At 48.3% G+C, this 22,171-nt stretch carries 15 protein-coding genes; 8 read left to right on the top strand and 7 right to left on the bottom strand.

Annotated features, from left to right (window positions below; genetic code table 11):
* The first annotated feature begins 30 nt into the window (after positions 1-30).
* The 6 genes from ACJJIQ_RS21110 (at position 31) to ACJJIQ_RS21085 (ending at position 8,408) form a co-directional block, all read left to right on the top strand.
* Positions 31-585: a hypothetical protein gene (locus ACJJIQ_RS21110; RefSeq protein WP_445362956.1), complete on the top strand. Its 555-nt coding sequence runs from the start codon at positions 31-33 to the stop codon at positions 583-585.
* Between the two features lie 246 nt (positions 586-831).
* Positions 832-1,356 (top strand): hypothetical protein, encoded by a 525-nt coding sequence (locus tag ACJJIQ_RS21105; RefSeq protein WP_445362955.1) that lies wholly within the window; start codon positions 832-834, stop codon positions 1,354-1,356.
* A 1,073-nt stretch (positions 1,357-2,429) separates the two neighbouring features.
* The gene (locus ACJJIQ_RS21100) at positions 2,430-2,969 is read left to right on the top strand and encodes an SF0329 family protein (protein ID WP_445362954.1); all 540 of its coding nucleotides are present in this window, start codon (positions 2,430-2,432) and stop codon (positions 2,967-2,969) included.
* A 526-nt stretch (positions 2,970-3,495) separates the two neighbouring features.
* Positions 3,496-4,188 (top strand): hypothetical protein, encoded by a 693-nt coding sequence (locus ACJJIQ_RS21095; RefSeq protein ID WP_445362953.1) that lies wholly within the window; start codon positions 3,496-3,498, stop codon positions 4,186-4,188.
* An 8-nt stretch (positions 4,189-4,196) separates the two neighbouring features.
* Positions 4,197-4,613, top strand: a complete 417-nt coding sequence (locus ACJJIQ_RS21090; protein ID WP_445362952.1) for a hypothetical protein — start codon at positions 4,197-4,199, stop codon at positions 4,611-4,613.
* Between the two features lie 708 nt (positions 4,614-5,321).
* A complete protein-coding gene (locus tag ACJJIQ_RS21085; RefSeq protein ID WP_445362951.1) occupies positions 5,322-8,408 on the top strand; it encodes a TonB-dependent receptor in 3,087 nt (1,028 codons plus the stop codon).
* 521 nt (positions 8,409-8,929) lie between these two features.
* Here the strand turns inward: ACJJIQ_RS21085 and ACJJIQ_RS21080 are convergent.
* From ACJJIQ_RS21080 to ACJJIQ_RS21050, 7 genes are all read right to left on the bottom strand, one after another.
* The gene (locus ACJJIQ_RS21080) at positions 8,930-9,394 is read right to left on the bottom strand and encodes a PraA/PraB family alkane oxidation protein activator (RefSeq protein WP_413663995.1); all 465 of its coding nucleotides are present in this window, start codon (positions 9,392-9,394) and stop codon (positions 8,930-8,932) included.
* 1,135 nt (positions 9,395-10,529) lie between these two features.
* A complete protein-coding gene (gene can, locus ACJJIQ_RS21075) occupies positions 10,530-11,177 on the bottom strand; it encodes a carbonate dehydratase (RefSeq protein ID WP_282930420.1) in 648 nt (215 codons plus the stop codon).
* Position 11,178: 1 nt separating this feature from the next.
* Positions 11,179-12,003 carry a peptidylprolyl isomerase gene (locus ACJJIQ_RS21070; RefSeq protein ID WP_282930421.1) on the bottom strand — a complete coding sequence of 275 codons (825 nt, stop codon included), beginning with the start codon at positions 12,001-12,003 and terminating at the stop codon, positions 11,179-11,181.
* Between the two features lie 54 nt (positions 12,004-12,057).
* Positions 12,058-12,747, bottom strand: coding sequence for a respiratory nitrate reductase subunit gamma (narI, locus tag ACJJIQ_RS21065; RefSeq protein ID WP_282930422.1), 690 nt, complete (start codon positions 12,745-12,747; stop codon positions 12,058-12,060).
* A 4-nt stretch (positions 12,748-12,751) separates the two neighbouring features.
* A complete protein-coding gene (narJ, locus tag ACJJIQ_RS21060; protein ID WP_444906695.1) occupies positions 12,752-13,474 on the bottom strand; it encodes a nitrate reductase molybdenum cofactor assembly chaperone in 723 nt (240 codons plus the stop codon).
* Between the two features lie 19 nt (positions 13,475-13,493).
* Positions 13,494-15,041, bottom strand: coding sequence for a nitrate reductase subunit beta (gene narH / locus ACJJIQ_RS21055; RefSeq protein ID WP_444918740.1), 1,548 nt, complete (start codon positions 15,039-15,041; stop codon positions 13,494-13,496).
* A 2-nt stretch (positions 15,042-15,043) separates the two neighbouring features.
* Positions 15,044-18,814, bottom strand: coding sequence for a nitrate reductase subunit alpha (locus tag ACJJIQ_RS21050; RefSeq protein WP_445362950.1), 3,771 nt, complete (start codon positions 18,812-18,814; stop codon positions 15,044-15,046).
* Between the two features lie 320 nt (positions 18,815-19,134).
* On the opposite strand from ACJJIQ_RS21050, the gene ACJJIQ_RS21045 reads away from it, so the two are divergent.
* Together ACJJIQ_RS21045 and ACJJIQ_RS21040 are read left to right on the top strand one after the other, a co-directional pair.
* A complete protein-coding gene (locus ACJJIQ_RS21045; protein WP_445362949.1) occupies positions 19,135-20,985 on the top strand; it encodes a histidine kinase in 1,851 nt (616 codons plus the stop codon).
* Between the two features lie 480 nt (positions 20,986-21,465).
* The gene (locus ACJJIQ_RS21040; protein WP_445362948.1) at positions 21,466-22,143 is read left to right on the top strand and encodes a CHRD domain-containing protein; all 678 of its coding nucleotides are present in this window, start codon (positions 21,466-21,468) and stop codon (positions 22,141-22,143) included.
* The last annotated feature ends 28 nt before the right edge of the window (positions 22,144-22,171 follow it).

Genomic DNA, 22,171 nt, shown 5'->3' with positions numbered 1-22,171 from the left:
TAATACACTTTCAAAATGGAGTCATTAGTTATGAGTTATTTAGTTGATAGTGACTTTGAAAAGTATTATTCACTTGCGCTAGATGTCTCAGATCTTGCAGAGAAAATGCCATCCTATAGTCAGCGATTTCGTGCAAAACCGAGGCTAGATAAATGGATAGCTCCCAAAGCGCACTTCTACGCTAGTGATAATTACACAGGTAAAGAAGAATCTATACCAGACATTACTACATGGGCTTTAGGAAATATAGTTCTAAGCCCTAGAGCATTTTCAGCCCTAAAAGATATTCTAAATTCATCTGGTGAGTTCTTACCACTTCTAATTGGTGATGAAACATATTACATGTTTAATACACTATATGTGATTTCAGAGGAGTATGTTGACTCAACTAATACTATTGAAGTGGTGAACTCAGGAGTTCACATGGGGCAAGATTCTGTTAAGTTCATTGACTCAGAATTAGAGGGGCAATGTATATTTAAATCTTATACAAATAAACTGACTTTTAGTTTTGTAACTGAAGAATTTAAAACTGCATATGAGGCGAACTCTTTTACAGGTTTGAAATTTCAAGAAGTAAGTTAGCACACAGATTTGAGAACAATTTAGTACACTCATAGATTGTTCGATTATACAAATATCTTCCAAGTATGGAAACATTACTGGATAACCATATACCAGTAAATGCTTAGCTACATGAATACCTCTTATATTTGGTACAAATTATCTAGTATGACAATCAATATCGCACTATTCAGGCAGCTTTTAAACTCTTGATATTTGCCAGTAAGTGATATGATATGCTTAGTTTGAATACTCTGTGAACTTCAAATGGAAAAGCGCAAGAAATTACTTTGGTTCAGCCTTCTTACTGTCTCTCTAATTGGAATCGGATTCCTACTTGGCATGTTTGGCAGTGCTCTAAAGCCTCCAGCAAATGCTGGTGAACTATCCCCTAGTATAGATATAGCTAACCTGGAGCCGGGTGAAATACTTACTCGGGATGTAAATTATGAGGCGGGAGGGAAGTGGGGCTTTAGATACATAATTTATAAAAACTATGAGTCCGAAATCACAGTTTTTGGCGTTCCCCTCAGAGAAGGCATGGTAAATATGCCAGATATAAAGTGGTGGAGGTGGGGCACAGAATGTAGGAATTTTGGGCCGACCATGAAAAATGGTAAGGTAGTCCCACAAAGCCAGTTCAAATGTCATGATCACGAATTAAATACGTGGTTCGCCAAAGAAAATGTCTGGGATCTTGATGGAAATAACCTCGGCAAATATACAGAAGAAATGGAAAGAGTAAAATTTTCAATAAAAGGTTTTGACCTTATACTACATATGTATTATTAGAAAATAAATCTACCCAGTCTGTCATAGAGCTTTTTAATGTCGGACCCACTTCATGATGCGAGAAGTGAAATTAAAAACTAATATGGGAAGAACAAATTATTTAGTATGTAGACTTAGTATCGCGATGCTATGTGGGTTCATCTCATATTTGCTGGTAGCGATATTTCCAGCTCTTATTACCCTGGAACTAGCAAATTTTTATAGAACACTAGGGTTGTATTTCCTTTATACAGCCGTTGCTCAATTAGCAGGATTGTTATTTCTGATATTTGGGAGAAGGCGATTACTGAATATCGCAAACTTGGTTTTAACCTTGATCTGTTTTATACCTGTAATAATTTACTTTATAAAAATAGCTCCAGATGGCCTAAGCTAACAAAATTGGTGCCATCGAACCTTTTCTGCAGAAATACTAACACTTTTGTTTACAAAGGCCTTGCCGTAAATTTTGGCATTCCATTGGACTGATAAAGATATTATTATGCAAATAAATCCTGTTAACGGTTGTAAGTAATGAGAGCAAAATTACAAGAATTAATTAATGATAAACCCATAGAGCAAAGCCCTCATTATCTTTTGAGTCAAGAATTGGAGTTCGATTTTTTAAGTCCATTTCTACATTCGCTATGGCATTTATAGGCGGTATTGTTACTCTCAAAACTGCTCTTGGTATTGATACACCCATTAGTGAAGGATTCACTTTCTCTTTGGTCGTCGCCATGATATCAGATCTATGTGCCTTTCACGCACAACATGAATTAATTAGCGACCTACGTAATGGTCGAACCCCCAGTAAAATAAAGCAGCTATTCAGATTTTTTCCCGGACCTATCCTCCTTGGGGTGGCTATTGGGTCGGCCTTTACCTATTTCGAAAGCTCATTGCACTAACAGTATTATCTTTATAATTTGTTTAATCACTCTGGTGTAAACGAATAATTAGAATAGGAGGTGCGGAGAATCTGCTGTTTTCTCATCCCCTGAATTTGTGGTAGCTGCTATATTGGAACGAAACAATCAATTACACAACAGCCGTGAACTGATGAATTTATATGTGAGTAGGAATTTCCCCCAATGAAATGGAGCAAGCTGAAATCTCTAGTTGAAGAAAAATTTTCCCCATCCCTGGATGGCCGTATCTCTATCAACAGTACCAGTTATGGAAACTGTTCATGTGGACATGCCTGGTTGACACTTGATAAGGAAGTCATAGCAAATTTCTGTACAAGGGCCTTTTGGAATAGAGCGAGTGGCGATTACTATCGAAAGGATAATCGCTGGGTTACTGATTCCGAAGTGCCTAAGTATGTAAGTAAAAAGCAGAAAATATCCTATGGTGAGATGGAATATGGAGAGTTATCTCGGCAAGATGCCTATCAAGCCTGCTGGGAATTCGTTCATACCCTCAAAATTGATGAAGCTCTAAACTCCGAGAACCCATTGATTCAGTCCCTAGCCACACTGGATAAGCGTTTAGGTAAGCGCAGACTCAAGGAGATTGATACAGCAATTTTACATCCATTAGCAAAGAAATTATTGAGCATAAGATTGGAGTCTGAAGGTATTAAAGCCCCAGCAATCACAGAACAAACCTCTTCAACGCAACACCCGTAGATTATTTAATTATCTAAGTATCCAGCAAGCCATCAAGATAATATTACAAGGTTTAGATAGCAGGGCTGTTTACTACAACACTTAATACCAGGTATATCCGGTACGATAGTCCACTTTGCAGAAGTGTAGTTCCAAATATGGATCACGCGCTATGATTTAACAGAAAACTTTGGGCGAAGATTATCTATCACACCCCACTTTTGTATTTCTTATACTCGGTGTAATGCTTTGTTATTTCTTGCGTTAGTAGCATCAAGGTTAAAAGGCTTCCAAGTGTATACCTACTATTCACCGTACTAACTTTCTGATTCTTAATGATTTATGTCGGTGATTGATAAATATCAAAAATAGAATATGTGAAGTAGCTCCGTTTTTAGAGCGATATTATCAGCCAAAAATACACTATAACAAACTCAGCAGTACAGGATCTCTATTTTCACTTCCTTGACCCTAATTGGCTATTGTCATCTAATCAAATCGTTCTCGATAAGGAAATTACACAATAATAACAACTGGGAAGTTAGGTATGACAAAGACATTTTCACAGCATGCTGTAGACAAGATTAATTCTATTATGAATGATCACAGCAATCATGTTGGTAGCCAGCTTAAAATTGGTAACCCCACAAAATATAAAAATCATATTTCTAGCGATTGTATAACAATGGCAATTTGGGTTCTTAAATATAGTTTTGAGAAACTTGGAAAACTTAATTCCAGCAAGCGAGTGGGTGGACTTGGAGAAAAAGGTACCGAGTTAGCAAAATACTTGATTAATACTCATAACTGGAAAGGAGTATATTATAATCCTGATATTAACCACCCAAGCGATGGTCTGGGTGAACATATTGCAAGCTACTACAACCAGGTAAAGAAAAGCTGTACTTATAGTGTCAGTCGTGTGCCTATAAGCAATACTCTTATTAACTATAATCCGAGTAAAAATAAAGTAACTACCTATTTGAATCTAACAAAGAAAAAAGACGCAGATTACAACACGTTTGCAAATATTCCATTTGGACTGGGAATGTCAAGTGGCGGTAGGCATGTATGGCTTTATTCAAAAGAGTTTGTATACGAATCACACTGGGAAAAAGAAGCTGGCGATGGATTATATACCAAGACACAATTAAAAATGTTTCCCTGGCTCTCAGGAATTATTGTTGTGCCGCCAGACACGCACAACCTTTTAACTATTACTTCCACCAACTGTAAGTAATTATACTTATGCTAAAACCTATAAAAATCCTACTACTATTTTTAATGACATTGTCATCCTTCACCTGTGCTAGCACGGAAACGGATGATGTTAAACTGGACAAAGCTCAAGTTGATGTTGTTTTACGAGAGTGGAACAAAAAAGGATTCGGCGATAAGATTGAAACAACTACATTAACGATAATAACAGCTCCAGATTACAAGGGTGATATCGTTATTTTACGTGAAAATGAACCAAAACGTGGTTTCACTGCGGAAGTTTACAAACCAAAGCCAAATGCACTGAACCCTGAGCTATGGGAATTTGTATCTGGTGATATTGAAAAATCCATAGTGAAACAACCTAATGGCAAATTCCATTTATCCGAGATGGTTGATAAAGGGGTAAGAATAGAAGTTATCGACCTAAGTCATAAAAATAATTAGCTATGTAATTTAGAGTAGCAACCCAGAGCCCCATAGATTTGTCATTTGCATTACTACTTCTATAGAATCTGGATAGCTACTCTATTCATCAGAGCAAGACTATATTCATCCAGCTTAAAATAAGCTCTATTAAAAATCCCAGCATGCCTCTATGGGTATAGTGTTAATAATTCCTATAAATGTATCAGCCGATCAGCCACCTTATTGGGAGGACTATGTTGTTACCTCAAAAAATCAGAAATGGACCGCATTAATAACTAGAGACCATTTCTTATATTCATAGCCTTTCGCTTACCTGTTAGCCGTTTAGATTCACAACACAACTCTTATTATTTTTTATAGAATCTATGTATTAACAGTACCAGAACTTAATTCTGAGACTGAATTAAATGGAATTTTGTATAAATATACGTATAGATATTCCGGTAATATCTTAATCGTTATACATTTATTATGCGGCCCCTTTTCCGGTGCATTCTTCTTTTTTTGTCTTGTTATGAGTTTCACCTCTAGTCAATTTCTATAACTAATTATGTAGATACTGACTAACCATTCAGGCACGGTTTTCAACGCTCAGACTTCAATTGTGCCCAATTCTTGTGCGTTACTTAGAAAAAGTAAAATTTTTAAACTTTTAACCTCTTTTTCATCCCCCCTAATATCATTTTTTTACGTCTTCAATCTAGTTGGGCCCCAAGGAAGGCAGTTTTGGCCTTGAAAAAAAATAATAGTGAGCATAAGAGAGAGAAACTCAGTATGATGATGCGCCTTCGTAAACAAAAAAATTTGATTGCTCAAGCAATCCCCGCCGCAAACCCAAACGACTATTCAACCCCCTGGTACAGTGTGGCAATTGCCTGTTTGGTAATAAATACTGCATCTGTGGCAGCATTTGCCCAGGAGGGGCAAGGGGACAAGCCCAGTAACTATTCTGGTTCGGCTATTGAAGAAGTTACGGTTACAGCACAGAAAATTGAGGAAAGCATTCAAGATGTGCCTATTGCAGTCTCTGCGCTATCTGGGGATAACATGGATGCTTTAAAGATCGAAGGAGGCAATGAACTGTTGCGAGCCGTTCCCAATGTTAATTTCTCCAAAACAAACTTTAGCTCATACAATTTCTCTATTCGAGGAGTGGGAACTCAGTCAATTTCTGCCAGTAGTGATCCTGCCGTTGCAGTAAGCTTTAATAATGCTTCTTTAATCAGGAATCGTCTGTTTGAGCAGGAATTTTTTGATGTACAGCGGGTAGAAGTTCTGCGTGGCCCTCAGGGCACATTATATGGCCGTAACGCCACCGCTGGTGTGGTTAATATGTTACCAATCATGCCGGAAGATGAATTCGCCTCAGAGATTGAGGTTGAAGTGGGCAATTATAATAGTAAGCGTACCAAGGGTATGTTGAATATACCGCTGGGTGAAACCATGGCTTTCCGCTTTTCTGGAGCCATGACCAAGCGGGATGGCTTTGATTACAATACTTATACCAAGAATGATGTTAACGACCGAGATCTCTACTCCACGCGTGCCATTTTTGAATGGACTCCCAGTGATAAGTTTAATGCTAATTTGATTTGGCAACACTTTGATGAAGATGACAAGCGATCCCGCACTGGTAAGCAGCTTTGTACTACTGACCCCGGTGATGACATGGTCGGGAACACAGAGACAACAAGTCTATCAAAAGGTATGACAAGTCAGGGCTGTTTGCCTGGTTCGCTATACAGCGCAGATGCTTTTGATGCACCCAATGGAACGGGGCTCGCCTATATACTTTCAGCAGCGGGGCTGATTGACCCATACCTTTTTGGAGGTAGTTTATCAGACTGGAAAGATCCCTACAGCGGTGTAGAGCAGTCGCGAGATTTACGTGAAATATCTACTAGTTTTGACCCAGTATTTCGTGCGGAAAATGACTTGGTACAGCTGAATTTTGAATGGGCTTTATCTGATACCCTCACCTTTTACTCCCAGTCTACCTATGCTAAGGATGATTACTATTCTTCACAGGATTATAATCGGTTTACCACTGGCGCGGTCTTTAATGACCTAGCAGAAATAGGTGATCAGTGGTCATTGGGCCCCACCCCCGGAGGCATTTATACTGACCCACAACTTGGTCCTTCTGACGGTATTTTGGGAGTTGATATCAGCCGTTCCGATAATGAACAGTGGAGCCAGGAATTCCGGTTGCAGACTGCATTTGATGGGCCCTGGAATTTTTCTTTCGGTGCGAACTACCTGAATTTTGAAACCCAGGATGACTACTTTGTCTTTAATAATATGTTCACCATGATTGCTGAATATGTTTACAGCCGGGGAACAGATGAGGATGGCAATAATATTCCGATCAATTGCGTTGACCCCACCACAGATTTAGTTGGGTCAGACTGTATATATATCGACCCTAATTCCCTGGAAAATATTGATGAAATGGGACACAACTACTTTCTCAGTCGTAACTTAGTAGATACCCGTTCCTGGGCTGTATTTGGGGAGGCATATTGGCAAATCACGGACGATGTAAAACTTACCACAGGCCTCCGGTATACTGATGACGAAAAAACTACCACCCCTATATCCAGCCAGTTATTACTTGGTACGTATCATGAAGATGGTATTACTGTTCCAGGTAACAGCTCAGGTGGCTATACGCATATGGGATATCCTGAAGGGGAGAAGTTTTCTCAAAGCTGGAAGGAGTATACCGGACGAGCGGTGCTGGACTGGCGAACAGATACCCCCTTTACCGATGATACAATGTTCTATGTTTCTTTTGCTCACGGTTATAAAGGAGGCGGCTCCAACCCACCACGGGCGGAGATTGACCCTGCGCGGGTTCAATATCAGCCACTAGACAACACTTTTGAGCCGGAATTCGTAAATTCCCTTGAATTCGGCACCAAGAATGTTTTGCTGGATGGCCGCCTAAACTTAAACGCAACTGCCTTCTATTACGACTATACCGACTACCAGGTTTCCCAGATTGTTGACCGTATCGCATTAAACGAAAACTTTGATGCAGAAAGTATGGGACTGGAGTTAGAGCTGGCATGGCAAATGACAGAGAGTACCAGGATGAATATGAATGTGGGTTACTTAAGAACCCGCATAGCGGAAGGGGAGGAATCCATAGATGTCATGGATCGTACCCAGGGGAATGAAGATTGGACCGTACTGCGGCCCTCCTTGCAGGTACCTTCCAACTGTATTGCCCCAGTCGAGTATGTTGAAGCTGCTATTGCTTTGGAGCCTATGTTTTTCATGACACCCTTATGGGCATTATGTGCAGGCTCAAAGCAGTGGGGCTCATACTCTGATGCGATTGAAGCTCCCCTAAGATATGATCAAATTTTAGCTCTTTTCGGTTACGATCTGCCCCAATATAACCCGCTAACAGATGCCCCAAATGGCGGGCGTGGTTTTTCTGCTGACCTAAGTGGCAATGAATTACCAAATGCTCCTAAGTTAACGTTTAACTTAGCAGTGGAGCATGTTATTCCCCTTTCGGATTGGGAATTAGCTTTACGTGCAGATTACTATCGACAGTCTGAGAGTTATGCGCGGGTTTATAATACCGAGTATGACCGCTTAAAAGCCTGGGATAACTTCAATGCATCAGCGACCCTTACTCATCCGGAATCAGAATTGCAAATGCAGTTGTATGTGAAGAATATCTTTGATGATACGCCTATCACAAGCGCCTTTACCAATAGCGATGACTCCGGCCTTACCACCAATGTATTTACCCTGGATCCGCGTATTATAGGCTTTAGTCTAAATAAGCGTTTCTAATTTTTATATTTCCAGTAAGACACTAATGGTTCTATAGTGTCTTACTGGTATTTCAGACTGGCTATGCTTGAAAATACCTCCATTTCTAATTTTCTTTTCACTCATATAAATCATCGATCAATCGTATAGCGGGCGGTTGGTGATTGTTTGCTAGGGCTAGCCACACACCTCCCAATTGTACTTTATTTTGGGAATACCCTAGTCTCCCTACATTGTCTTCTTATTTAGACCTAAAGTAACTTTGAGGCGAAATGCAAGTTTATACAATCTATAGACAAATAGTTTGGCAAAAACTATATATCTGTACATTTGGTACATTATTAACGTGCAGAGTTAATGAAGCGAACGGGTAAACTAATGGCAGGCATATTAAAAAAAGAGGATGAGAATTTTTTTGCAGATAATGATTGATATTTAGAAACAAATATCTTGTTTTTTTATGAATATACCGCCGGGGAAAAAGTAGAGTAGCCAGTACTTTCTGACTACTCTACTTTAGATATTGGCCTTTTAAAGGTTACTTATGGCACGAAAGATGCCTGGGGATTTGTGGAGATAGTACCGGTTATTTTGCAGTCGCTACCAAAACCTACGCTTGGGAGTACCGCGGCATTAAAAGTAATTTCTCCGGTAGATTGGTTAAAACTACCGGTAATATCACCAAAACAATTGCCGGTAATAGCTGCAACAGTTACATCTTTTAGGGTAACGGTATTCCCTGCATTACCTACCAATGTATAGGGCAGATTGGTAAAGCTAACTGACCCACAAAGGAAACCAGTATTCAATGACAAGCTGCCCACAGAGGCGTTACCTGCTGAATTTGTAGTAGAACTACCAGATAGACCACAAGTAAGGTTTATACCCTTAGATACTTTTATATCACCGACATTGGCCAGGCCAATGGTACCTTGGGGAGACCAGGTGTCAGCGGCTGCGCCGGTGCTAACAATTGCCAGGGCGAGCGCGGTAAGGATCTTTTTCATGTTCATTATTTCCTATTTTTAGTAATTAGAATAGGTAGAAGCATGAATACGCTGGGTATTCATCCCTTACGGGTAATGCATCTACATTAATCATCGCTGGAGAAGCAAAAAATTGGGCCCACTTAAACTGCAGTAATATTCAACTTCCAAGTCCTCTTATCTCCACTCCTATAAGACGCTTTTCTTCGTCAGTTCGGAGGGATACAAATTTTGATAAACATGGTATTTGATGCCAGTTTTAGTTATATTTTTTCGTGAGGATAAATATCGGGAGTGTTTATTAATTTTATGAATTTATAAATTACTTAATGATTTTCATTTATTCGCGAATATATTTATTTATAATAAGTAAGCCACAATCTGGGGGCGCAAAACTCTTTATCTTTGTCTGCTTATCCTTAATTTCTTGTTACTAAATTTGAATAATTTTTAAATATCGAGTCTTCAGTAATCGAAGGTTTTAAGATAAATCTTTTTGTCTCCTATCGATGTTCGAAAATCAGATAGAACTCAGACGATAAAGTGGCATATAAGGTAGCGTTTTAGGAAAAACAGAGTGCTACGGGGAGCAGCAAGCGCAGAATAGGAGAAAGAGAGATTTTAGCGTATAACTCACATATCTAAATTGATGTTCAAATGATCAATTTGATTTTGTACTTCTAAAAGTTGTTCAGCTCGTTCTAGGGTTTAGCCTTCTTTTTTTGCCAACTGATTATCTCCTCACCAAAATCTATCTCTAGCTCTTATTACGCCAGTATCCCGCGATCTTGAGTGCATTGGCTTTATTTCGCAGCTTAAGTAATTCAGGTATTTGAGGGCCCTATCAGTAATAAACCGCTATTTATTTATCATATTAGGGATTTAATCACTGTGTCTTGCACTCAGTGCAGTATTGGGAGTTAGAAGAAATAGAGATAAGCATGGGGCGAACATGTGATTGAGGATAACGGTATTTATGGTTACCTTCTTTGCAGTTTGGAAAGAGACGGCGGTATCGCTCCGCCCCACCTGATGCTGATAGCCGTCTGCTTTAGCAGAAGCCAAGTAGAATCGAACGTAGTATTACTAAAAAATATTTAAACGCAACTGCGCTATTTATACTTATGGTCTCGAAGGGGGTAAAGCAGTTATAAACTCACCCCTCCTCCTGCACCTCACCATAAACATGATAAATCTCTGGCACCTGGCCGCGGTCGTCCATCCGCATTCCCAGATCTCTAATCAGGCCGTCGCGAATATCGTAGATCCAGCCGTGCAGGCTGAGGCGTTGGCCTCGGTCCCAGGCGTGTTGGACTATCTTGGTCATGGCCAGATTTTGTACCTGTGCCATCACATTTAATTCACAAAGGCGCGCTGAGCGGGATTCTTTATCGAGGGATTCCAGCTCTTGCCGGTGGCGAGCGTAAACATCCTTGATATGGCGCAGCCAGTTATCCACCAGGCCACATTCGCTGTGGCCCATGGCGGCCTGTACGCCGCCACAACCGTAATGGCCACACACCACCACGTGTTCCACCTTGAGTACTTCTACGGCGTATTGCAGCACCGAGAGGCAATTAAAGTCTGTGTGTACCACCACGTTGGCGATATTGCGGTGAACGAACAGCTCCCCCGGTGCCATGCCCACAATCTCGTTGGCGGGCACGCGGGAATCGGAGCAGCCGATCCATAAATACTTGGGTACTTGCAGGCGGCTCAGGCGTTGGAAAAACTCCGGGTCCTGTGCCGTCCTATCTTCCGCCCAAGCGCGATTACGCGCGAACAGTTGGCGAATCTCTGCCACCTCAGTGGGCCTCCCCCGATAAGTCCAGGCCGGATATTTGCGCGGCCTGCACCATTTTTTGCAGGTAGTCGCTGGTCATTTGGCGGCGGCGTTTTTCGGTCAGGTATTCCTCGATACGCTCCGAGACATATTCGTATTCCAGTGGGCGGCCCGGTTCGCATTGCTCCACATAAATCAGGTGCACACCGTATGGAGTCTCCACGGGTTCCGCTACCAATCCGGTGCCCTGCTCGAACACTGCGCGCTCAAAGGAGGCGACGGTATCACCGCGCCCTACTTGGCCGAGGCTACCACCGGCTTCGGAGGAGGAGCAGGCTGAGTGGGATTGGGCCAAACGAGCGAAAGATTGCAGCGGATTGGAGTCGGCGCGAATCTGTTCCAGCATATTCTCGGCAGCGGTGCGAGCCTTGGCGCAGGCCTCGGAGTCATCCGGTGCGGCCGGGATCAGGATATGGCGTACTTCTGCGAGGGGATCGGAGCGGAACTTATACGGGTGGGCTTCGAAGTAAGCGCGGCACTCAGCGTCGGTTGCCGGGTTCACCTGTAGCTCGCCTTTTAATAGATCTGAGACTGCGCGATCGAAAGCCTCACTGTGCAAGTCTTCGTCGGCAGCGCAGAGACCCTGCCCTGCAGCTCGATCTCGTAACAGCCAGCCGATAACCAGAGCACGTGCGGCGCAGTAGATCGCCTGACGCGGAGAATCGGCAGGCTGGTACTGCATTTCTTGGTAGATCAGGTCGGCGGGGATTTCAGTTCCGTTAACGGCCACTACCTCGGCCATCTCAAATTCGCCGCCTGCAGCATCAGTGGCCAGTAATGTATTCATGACTCAACTCCACACTGGGCCCGCTCATGGCGGGCCATTTAATAGTTACAGGGATTAGCGCGCGGCTTTGGCGCGAACTACCTGGTAATTGCGGCGGAAGTACTGCACCGGAACACTCCATACGTGTACCAGGCGGCTGAAGGGGAACAGCAGGAACAGGGTCATGCCGAGGAAAATATGCAGCTTGTAAATGATGTTCACTCCGCTGATTGCAGCAGCTGCACCGGCACCATCTAGCGTGACAATGGACTGAGCCCAAGCCATCAGTTTGAGCATTTCAGCACCGTCCATATGGCCAGCAGATACCACAATACTGATCAGGCCGAGGATCAATTGCGCGTAGAGCATCAGCAGTATGGCCAAGTCCATTTTGGAGGTGGTGGCGCGTACGCGCTTATTGGTGAGGCGGCGTTTAACCAGAATGGTGAGACCGATAAAGCAGATTACCCCAAAGAAACCACCGATTCCCATTGCCATCATCTGCTTGGTGGAAGCTTCAATGCCGAGGAAGTGCCACACTGCCTTGGGTGTGAGTAGGCCGACAAAGTGGCCCGCGAGAATGGCGATCACGCCGATATGGAACAGGTAACTGCCGATGCGTAATTGCTTGCGCTCCAACAACTGACTGGAGCCGGTACGCCAGGTGTACTGATCCCGGTCGTAGCGGATCAGGCTACCCACCAGAAATACCGTGAGGGCGACAAAGGGATAAATGGCGAAGAGCAGCGTATTCAGATAGTTCATCTTGTTACTCCTGTGGTGCGGGCTGGGCAGAATTCTGCGCGGCGTTGGCCCAGTTAAGGGGCTGGCCGTCGCGCAGCTGCGCATTGCTGGGCCGCGTTATTGACTGGTCGCAACTGTTGGCGCCGCTAAAGCTAACGGCCTCTTCCTCCCAGATCTTGTCCAGCGCCTCGGGGGTATCGTCACGTTCTTCGTTGGCGACTTCTTCTTTGAGTGCTGTCAGATCGACATATACCCCTGCCATCTGCAAGAGCGCATCCATCAACAGGTGGTAGGGACTCTCACGCTTGGACAAGCGCGCGCTCAACAGGGCAATCACATGGGTAATATCGTGAACCCAGCCGTAGGCTGCTTCCCCCTGGGTGGCACAGAACTCCAAGTAGGTGGGCAAGTAATCCGGCAGTTCGCGCTCATTCAGCTCAAGGCCGGCGCTGCGATAGCGCGCGGTCAGGTCTACCATGGCTTGGCCACGATCACGGGATTCGCCGTGGATATGCTCGAAGATATGCAGGGATACAGCGCGGCCGCGCTCAAACAGACCGTCGTATTCGCTCTGCCAATCGAGCGCATCCATACGCTCGTAATGGGAGATAAATGCCAGCAGCTTGTCGCGCAACGGAGCATCCAGATCCTCGGATTCAGCCAACCAGCTGGTCAGCTCATCCAGGTGCGCCACCAGCTCATCGGACGGGTAATCCAGCAGGCGGGCGATCAGGTTTAGTACTTTCATCGGTATTCTCCGCTCGACCTTAGTCGACTACTTTGGCGGGTATTACTTCGCGCACCGCTTGTTGCTTGCCACCGAAAATATTGGTGCTGTCGTTGCCGGTGCTACAGCCGTTGCCGAAGCTGAAACCACAAGAGGACTTCATGTCGTAGGCGTTTTCGGCGTAGGCTTTATGGCTTGAGGGCACCACGAAGCGATCCTCGTAATTGGCCAGTGCCATGTAGCGATACATCTCTTCTACCTGGGCTACGGTCAGGCCAGCCTCTTCCAGCAATTCGCGCTCCTGAATGCCGTCCACATGGATGCCGCGCATATAGGCGCGCATCACAATCATGCGTTCCAGGGCACGGGCCACTGGCTTCTCGTCGCCGGCGGTGAGCAGGTTGGCCAGGTATTGCAGCGGGATACGCAGGGTGGAGAGATCGGGGATCTCGGCGCCGCGACCCACGGTAACGGTTTCCACTTGGCCGGCCTGTACTGCGTTCTGGATCGGAGACAGGGGTGGCACGTACCAAACCATGGGCAAGGTGCGGTATTCCGGGTGCAGCGGCAGGGCGATCTGCCAGTCGATAGCCATCTTGTACACCGGAGATTTCTGCGCAGCTTCGAGCCAGGCTTCGGGGATACCTTCGGCGCGGGCAGCTTCCTGGACCTTGGGATCGCTGGGGTCTAGGAAGATATCGCACTGGGCCTGGTAGAGCGCTTTTTCGTCTTCTACAGAAGCGGCTTCCTCGATGCGGTCTGCGTCATAGAGCAGTACGCCCAGGTAGCGGATACGGCCCACACAGGTCTCGGAGCAGATGGTTGGCTGACCCGCCTCGATACGTGGGTAACAGAAGATACACTTCTCAGATTTACCGGTTTTCCAGTTGTAGTAGATCTTCTTGTAGGGGCAGGCGGATACGCACATGCGCCAGCCGCGACATTTGTCCTGATCGATCAGAACAATGCCGTCCTCTTCGCGCTTGTAGATGGCGCCGCTGGGGCATGCAGAAACACAGGCCGGGTTGAGGCAGTGTTCGCACAGGCGCGGCAGGTACATCATGAAGGTGTTTTCAAATTCACCGTAAATGTCGGCCTGCACCTGCTCGAAGTTTTTGTCCTTTTTACGCTTCTCGAATTCGGTGCCGAGAATCTCTTCCCAGTTGGGGCCCCATTCGATTTTTTCCATACGCTCACCAGTAATCAGCGAGCGCGGGCGGGCTACCGGCTGGTGCTTCTGCTCCGGTGCCTTGTGCAGATTCTGGTAGTCGAAATCGAACGGCTCGTAGTAGTCGTCGATCTCCGGCATATCCGGGTTGCCAAACAGGTTGGCTAGTACCCGGTGCTTGCCACCAATCTTCGGCTGCAATTTACCGTTCTTCTTGCGGGTCCAGCCGCCGTTCCATTTGTCCTGGTTCTCCCACTCTTTGGGGTAGCCAACACCGGGTTTGGTCTCGACGTTATTGAACCAGGCGTATTCAACCCCCTCGCGGGAGGTCCACACATTTTTACAGGTCACCGAGCAGGTGTGACAGCCGATACATTTATCGAGGTTCAGCACCATGCCTATCTGGGCTCTAACTTTCATTGCTACACCTCCTCTCGCGTCGGCTCTTTGACGTCTTCGCCATCCAGCCAATCGACCTTGTTCATTTTCCTGACCACCACAAATTCATCCCGGTTACAGCCCACAGTGCCGTAGTAGTTGAAGCCGTAGGACTGCTGGGCGTAGCCACCGATCATATGGGTGGGTTTCATCACCGCGCGGGTTACGGAGTTGTGGATACCGCCCCGGGTGCCGGTAGTTTCCGCTCCCGGTGTATTCACGATGCGCTCCTGGGCGTGATACATCATGGCCATACCGTCGGGCACTCGTTGAGATACCACTGCGCGGGCAGCAATGGCGCCGTTGACGTTGAAGATTTCGATCCAGTCGTTGTCTTCAATACCTGCCAACTTGGCGTCGTACTCACTCATCCAAACGATGGGTCCACCACGAGACAGGGTGAGCATCAGCAGGTTGTCGGAGTAGGTGCTGTGGATGCCCCACTTTTGGTGCGGCGTGATCCAGTTCAGCAGGATCTCCTTGTTACCGTTGGGCTTCTGGTTCAACACCGGTTGCACGGTTTTCAGGTTAATGGGCGGCTTGTACACACACATGTTCTCGCCGAAGTCACGCATCCACTCGTGATCCTGGTAGAACTGCTGGCGGCCGGTGATGGTGCGCCAGGGGATCAACTCGTGCACATTGGTGTAGCCGGCGTTGTAGCTCACATGCTCATCTTCCAGGCCAGACCAGGTGGGCGAGGAGATAATTTTGCGGGGCTGCGCCACGATATCGGCGAAGCGAATTTTTTCGTCTTCCTTGGGCTTGGCCAAATGGGTGTGATCGCGACCGGTAATCTCACCGAGGGCTTCCCAGGCCTTCACGGCTACCTGGCCGTTGGTTTCAGGGGCCAGTGACAGGATCATCTCCGCAGCATCTACCGCACTGTCGATACGGGCGCGGCCATCGCGGCTTGAATCCTCAGACCAGGTTCGGTTGAGCTTCTTGAGGAAGTCCACCTCGTCATCGGTATTCCAGTTGATGCCCTTACCGCCGTTGCCGAGTTTCTCCAGCAGCGGGCCGATTGAGGTAAAGCGGTTGTAGGTCTCGGGGTAGTTGCGTTCCACCTCGATCATGCTCGGCGCGGTTACGCCGGGGATCAGGTCGCACTCGCCTTTCCACCAAGCCTGTACACCGAACGGCTGGGCGATTTCTCCGGGGGTATCGTGGTGGATCGGCAGAGTCACCAGATCCTTTTCCACCCCCAGGTGGCCATCGGTCAGGTTGGAGAATTCCTTCGCTATGCCTTTGAAAATTTCCCAGTCACTTCGCGCTTCCCAGGCCGGGTCCACCGCCTTGGTGAGCGGGTGGATGAAGGGGTGCATATCCGAGGTGTTGAGGTCGTCCTTCTCATACCAGGTGGCCGTCGGCAGCACTATGTCGGAGTAGAGACAGGTGGTGGACATACGGAAGTCCAGTGTCACCAACAGGTCCAACTTGCCTTCACTGGGCGTATCATGCCAGGCCACGTCTTCTGGTTTTTTGCCGCCTTCTTCACCCAGGTCTTTGCCCATCAAACCGTGCTTGGTACCGAGCAGATGGCGCAGCATGTACTCGTGGCCCTTACCAGAGGAGCCGAGCAGGTTGGAGCGCCAGATAAACATATTGCGCGGGAAATTCTGCGGGTTATCCGGGTCTTGATTGGCGAATTTGAGCGCACCGCGCTTGAGCTGCTGCACCGTGTAGTCTTTGGCAGTCATACCGGCGGCGGCAGCATCTTTGGTGAGCTGCAGCGGGTTCATACCCAGCTGCGGCGCAGAGGGCAGCCAGCCCATACGCTCGGCGCGGCTGTTGTAGTCGATAATGGACGCCTGCCACTTGCTCTTGTCGGCCAGCGGCGAAACCACCTCGTCCATCTCCAGTTTCTCATAGCGCCATTGGCTGGCGTGGTTATAGAAGAAGGAGGTACCGTTCATATGGCGCGGTGGACGCTGCCAGTCGAGGGCAAAGGTAAGCGGGGTCCAGCCGGTTTGCGGGCGCAGTTTTTCCTGCCCCACATAGTGGGCCCAACCACCGCCGCTCTGGCCAATACAACCGCACATCATCAGCATATTGATGATCCCGCGGTAGTTCATATCCATGTGGTACCAGTGGTTGAGTCCGGCACCCAGAATTACCATGGAACGTCCACGGGTCTTGTCGGCGGTGTTGGCAAACTCACGGGCTACCTGGATGACATTCTCACGACGACAACCGGTCACCTTTTCCTGCCAGGCGGGAGTGTAGGGCTTGTCTTCGTCGTAGCTCTGAGCACAGTTGGGGTCGTCGAGACCGTGCTCGACACCGTAGTTAGCCAGGGTCAGGTCGTAGACACTGGCTACTTTGAGAATCTCACCGTCTTTGTTTTGAACAAGCTTCACCGGCACCTTGTAGTCGATCACTTCATCGTGATCAGTGTGCTGGAAGTAATTGTGCTCGTGGGTCTGGCCGCCGAAATAGGGGAAGGCGACCTGTGCAATTTCATCGGCGCAGTCTTTGAGGCTGAGCTTCAGCTCCAACTCTTCGCCACTGCGACCATCGCGCTGCTCAATATTCCACTTGCCACGGCCTTCTTTCGCTGAGGGCTCTCCCCAGCGATAACCCATGGAGCCCTGAGGGGAAACCAGCAGGCCATCGTGATTAACACCGATGGTTTTCCATTCCGGGTTGTTATCCTGGCCGAGGTTGTCCGCCAGGTCAGAGGCGCGCAGGAATCGGCCCTGTACCAGCTTGCCGTCGCGCTCTTCCAGGGTCACCAACATCGGCATATCGGTGGTGGTGCGCACATACTCGGTGAAGTAGGCGCTGGGTTTGTCGACGTGGAATTCTTTCAGGATCACATGGCCGAAGGCCATCGCCAGAGCCGCATCGGTACCCTGGCGCGGTGCCAGCCAGGTGTCGCCAAACTTGGAGCACTCTGAATAGTCAGGAGTGACCACACAGGTTTTGGCGCCCTTGTAACGTACTTCACTGAGGAAATGCGCGTCCGGGGTACGGGTCTGAGGCACATTGGAGCCCCATACGATCAGGTAGTTGGAGTTGTACCAGTCGGCGGACTCCGGCACGTCGGTTTGCTCACCCCAGACCTGCGGTGAGGCGGGCGGCAGGTCACAATACCAATCGTAGAAACTCAGGCAGTTGCCGCCGATCAGAGACAGATAGCGGGCACCAGCGGCGTAGGACACCATGGACATGGCGGGAATCGGCGAGAAGCCGGTCACTCGGTCGGGACCGTATTTCTTGGTGGTGTAGACGTTGGAAGCGGCAATCAGCTCGTTAACTTCATCCCACTTGATCCTCACAAAGCCGCCCATACCGCGGCGCTCTTTGTAGGACTGCGCCTTGGCCGGGTCTTCGACAATACTGGCCCAGGCCTCCACCGGATCGCTGTGTCTCAACTTGGCTTCGCGCCAGAGTTTTACCAGACGTTTGCGGATCTTCGGGTACTTGAGGCGGTTGGCCGAGTACATATACCAGGAGTAGCTGGCACCACGGGGGCAGCCACGAGGCTCGTGATTGGGCAGGTCCGGACGGGTGCGCGGGTAGTCGGTCTGCTGGGTTTCCCATGTGACCAGGCCGTCTTTGACGTAGATCTTCCAGCTGCAAGAGCCGGTACAGTTCACCCCGTGGGTGGAGCGCACAATCTTGTCGAACTGCCAGCGACGACGGTAGCCATCTTCCCAGCTGCGGTCGTCATTCGTCTTTTCCCCGTGTCCTCCGGAAAAGGGCTCTTTTTGTTTCTTCAGATATTTCAGTCGGTCCAGGAAATGGCTCATGCGGTACTCCCAGGGCATCGGCATGCGGTTAAAGCATCGGTTTACCGGGAATATAAAAGGGAGGGACGGCAGGATCACCTGACCAAAAAGGGGTAGAAAAGCGACGAACTACCCCCGAATGGGTAGGGAAACGACGCCAGGGGGCCGCTATGGTGGAGCCCTATCCCAGCAATAACAGGGCCTCTGTGCAAAAAACAGGCGTCAGGTTAAATTATGTGCAAAACTGGCGATCTTTAGTGGTACCCACAACTTTGTGCGCCAATGGACGGCACAATAGAGATCAGCCATCCACAACCGCCCCAGGGCGAAGTGAATCCGATATGCTGAACCGAATTCGACAGTCCATCGTCTACCGCATCGGCACCCTGATGCTGCTCACTGTGCTGGTAGCACTGAGCTCTATGGTGGCGTCCTATATTATCTCCGATGCCGCCGAAAACGATGCCGCCGCCGTTAACCTGGCCGGCTCATTGCGGGCTATGAGCTACCGGCTCGCGGCCACTGCACCCTCTGGGGATGTCGAAGCCACAGCTGAGTTGGCAGACGAGGTGACCGCACGCCTGACCCGGGTACTCAGTATTTCCGACTTCACCGCCGGCGATAACCTGCCCGCAGCGCGCAATTACCGCAAGGTAATCGAAAGCTGGGAGGGAGAAATCCGCCCACTGCTGGAGTCCATTGCCACCGAGCGCACCTCCATGGACTCCTTGCAGTTGGCCAACCGCCTGGAGCCCTTTATCGGTGATGTGGATACACTGGTGTTCGATTATCAGACCATTGCCGAGGAAAAAATAAGCCTACTGCGTTTGGTGCAGGTGGGTTCACTGTTTGCCATTGTGACCCTGGTGTATCTCTCTTTGTGCATTCTGCACCGCTCTGTGGAGCAGCCTCTCAAGCAGCTGACCAACCGCTCCCTGAGTATCGCCCAGGGAGACTTCAACCAAAACCGCCTGGAGATTAACAGCGAGGACGAGCTGGGGGTTTTAGCACGCACCATCAATTATATGAGCGATGAAATTCATGCGACTCACCGGGATCTTGCCCATCGCGTGGAGTTGAAAACCTCACAGTTACAGAAGAGCCATGAGGCATTGGACTTCCAGTACCGCTTGGCTCGACGGATCAGCGAGGGGCCGCTCTCGGGAGCGGAATTGGGCCAGTGGCTGGGAGAGTTCGCCAATGTCGCCAGCCTGGACAACCTGGATCTGTGCCTGATGACCCCGGAGGGCGAAGCACCCTATGAGCATCTGGTACAGGGGCTCGGCAACACTCAGTGCACGGGTAGTGAATGCCACATCTGCGTAAACACCTGCGGCCCCTCTGATGAAGACCAACAGCGCGTGTACCGATTCCCGCTGGAAGTGGACAAACGCAATTACGGCGTACTCACCTGCACCCTGCCCCGAGGTGAAAGCCTTGATGAAGAACAGCAGCAGCGCCTGGCAACCTTTGCCGACAGTGTCACTGCGGCCATCGCCATTAATGAGCGGGAGGCTCAGGAGCGCCGTGTTGCCCTACTGGACGAGCGCGCGATTATCGCCCGGGAGCTACACGATTCCCTGGCCCAATCCCTGTCCTATCTGAAAATTCAGGTTACCCGACTCAACCGCGCCAATCGCAGTGAGCAGGTGGACAAGTCGAAGGTAGAGGAGATTATTACCGAGCTGAAAGAGGGGCTGGATTCCTCTTACCGTCAGCTACGCGAACTGCTCACCACCTTCCGCCTGCAAATAGGACCCGGCGGCCTGCGCAGTATCCTGGAGCAATCTATCCTCGCTTACCGGGAGCAGCACCCGCAAATTAATGTGCTGCTGGATTACCATCTGGACGAGGTGCCCCTCACTCCCCACGAGGAAATTCACCTGTTACAACTGGTGCGCGAAGCCTCGCAAAACGCTGTGTACCACTCCCAGGGCGATATGGTGCAGATCAGCCTGACCCAGGCCGACAACCACTCCCTCAATGTACGCATCCTCGACAACGGCATCGGTATCAGCAACGCGCCGGAGAAACGCAATCACTTCGGTATGTCGATCATGCAAGAGCGCGCCAGCAACCTGAATGGCAATCTGAATATCCGCCGCCGCGACGAAGGGGGCACCGAAGTGCGCTTCAACTTTATTCCCCTCTACGCCCGCGAGCGGGAATTGGTATGGAAAGACGTGGGGTGATAACTCTCTACCTTTATGAAAGGTCACTTGGGGCGAACACATAAGTGCCGCCCCTATCATTCGAAGTCCGCCAGTATCTTTATTACTAAAAAGGGAGAAGGAGAGAATACACCGCGCTCGGGACCCTATGAGGCATGGATGCCGACTAGGAGCTTACAGGGATGTATTCACTGCGTGTCTCGAGTGCGGTGTATTCTTTCCTTCCACCCCAGTAGTAACTATCTTCAACGACCTTATTACCTATCCAAGCGCTCTTCCATCCTGAAGCTCCTCCGACACCCAAGTAGCTATCGTCAAAAAACTGACTCTTAAATTGACCCCCAAGGGCCAATAGCGAGCCCATATGCTACAAGTACTTATCGCTAGCCTATCCCGTGATTCACACCGATGACATTGGTGAATATCAGCCTCCTCGATGGCCTGGCATCCAACCATTCCATCAAGCAATGACTATATCGATTTAATAGAGAGGAGAGGTTTATGAAACTGAGTTCATTGCCCAGAGCCACTTTCTTAATGTTGGCAGTATTTCTGCTGGCTTATTCTGCATTCACGGTTTCCGATAGCCATAACAAAAAAGAGAAAGATCCATCAGCTGCCAAGCATGGGGCTAGTGGTGAGAAAGCCTGGTCCAAAGCGGGCAATGACAAGATGTTCACCATCTTTAAATCTGACTTAACCACCGCTAATGAGAATATGCTCGGCAAGAAGGTGAATCCGCAAACACCCAAAAATGCCGATGGCTTCTTTATTGGCGCCTACGACAAACAGTCACATATGCTGCACTTTATGGTGGGTTACAGCGATCTATCAAAGGGCGGAGTGGCAATGTCGCACTTCCATATGCAATGTGCAGGCGATGGCAAAGAGCCCCCTATTTGCAAGCCGGGCAAACCCAGTGGCCCAATTATTCAAACTATCTGCGGAATGCCCAATCACCCGGGTATGGTTCCCGACTGGCCAGAGACTAAAACTGACAAGGGCAAGCACGGCCTGGCAAAAAAATGTGCTGAAGGCACCAGTGGATATATCATGGGCAAGTGGATGGTGGAGGAGCCCTATCGCAAGGCGCTAATGGATGGGAAGGTCTTTGTTAACTTGCATACCCAGCTGGACCCCAAAGGTGAGGTTTCCGGCCTGTTAACAATGGATAAGTAGATTGCAAATTTACTGCTGAGACAAGAAA

The organism is Microbulbifer maximicatervae (SeqCode) (assembly GCF_052468295.1).
This window is presented reverse-complemented; position numbering and strand designations above follow the sequence as displayed.

Coding starts and splice junctions, on each gene's coding strand:
- ACJJIQ_RS21090 (WP_445362952.1), top strand. CDS start 4,197: ATGCTAAAACCTATAAAAATCCTACTACTATTTTTAATGACATTGTCA.
- ACJJIQ_RS21110 (WP_445362956.1), top strand. CDS start 31: ATGAGTTATTTAGTTGATAGTGACTTTGAAAAGTATTATTCACTTGCG.
- ACJJIQ_RS21080 (WP_413663995.1), bottom strand. CDS start 9,394: ATGAAAAAGATCCTTACCGCGCTCGCCCTGGCAATTGTTAGCACCGGC.
- ACJJIQ_RS21045 (WP_445362949.1), top strand. CDS start 19,135: ATGCTGAACCGAATTCGACAGTCCATCGTCTACCGCATCGGCACCCTG.
- ACJJIQ_RS21105 (WP_445362955.1), top strand. CDS start 832: ATGGAAAAGCGCAAGAAATTACTTTGGTTCAGCCTTCTTACTGTCTCT.
- narH (WP_444918740.1), bottom strand. CDS start 15,041: ATGAAAGTTAGAGCCCAGATAGGCATGGTGCTGAACCTCGATAAATGT.
- ACJJIQ_RS21050 (WP_445362950.1), bottom strand. CDS start 18,814: ATGAGCCATTTCCTGGACCGACTGAAATATCTGAAGAAACAAAAAGAG.
- ACJJIQ_RS21040 (WP_445362948.1), top strand. CDS start 21,466: ATGAAACTGAGTTCATTGCCCAGAGCCACTTTCTTAATGTTGGCAGTA.
- ACJJIQ_RS21070 (WP_282930421.1), bottom strand. CDS start 12,003: ATGAATACATTACTGGCCACTGATGCTGCAGGCGGCGAATTTGAGATG.
- ACJJIQ_RS21095 (WP_445362953.1), top strand. CDS start 3,496: ATGACAAAGACATTTTCACAGCATGCTGTAGACAAGATTAATTCTATT.
- narJ (WP_444906695.1), bottom strand. CDS start 13,474: ATGAAAGTACTAAACCTGATCGCCCGCCTGCTGGATTACCCGTCCGAT.
- ACJJIQ_RS21100 (WP_445362954.1), top strand. CDS start 2,430: ATGAAATGGAGCAAGCTGAAATCTCTAGTTGAAGAAAAATTTTCCCCA.
- narI (WP_282930422.1), bottom strand. CDS start 12,747: ATGAACTATCTGAATACGCTGCTCTTCGCCATTTATCCCTTTGTCGCC.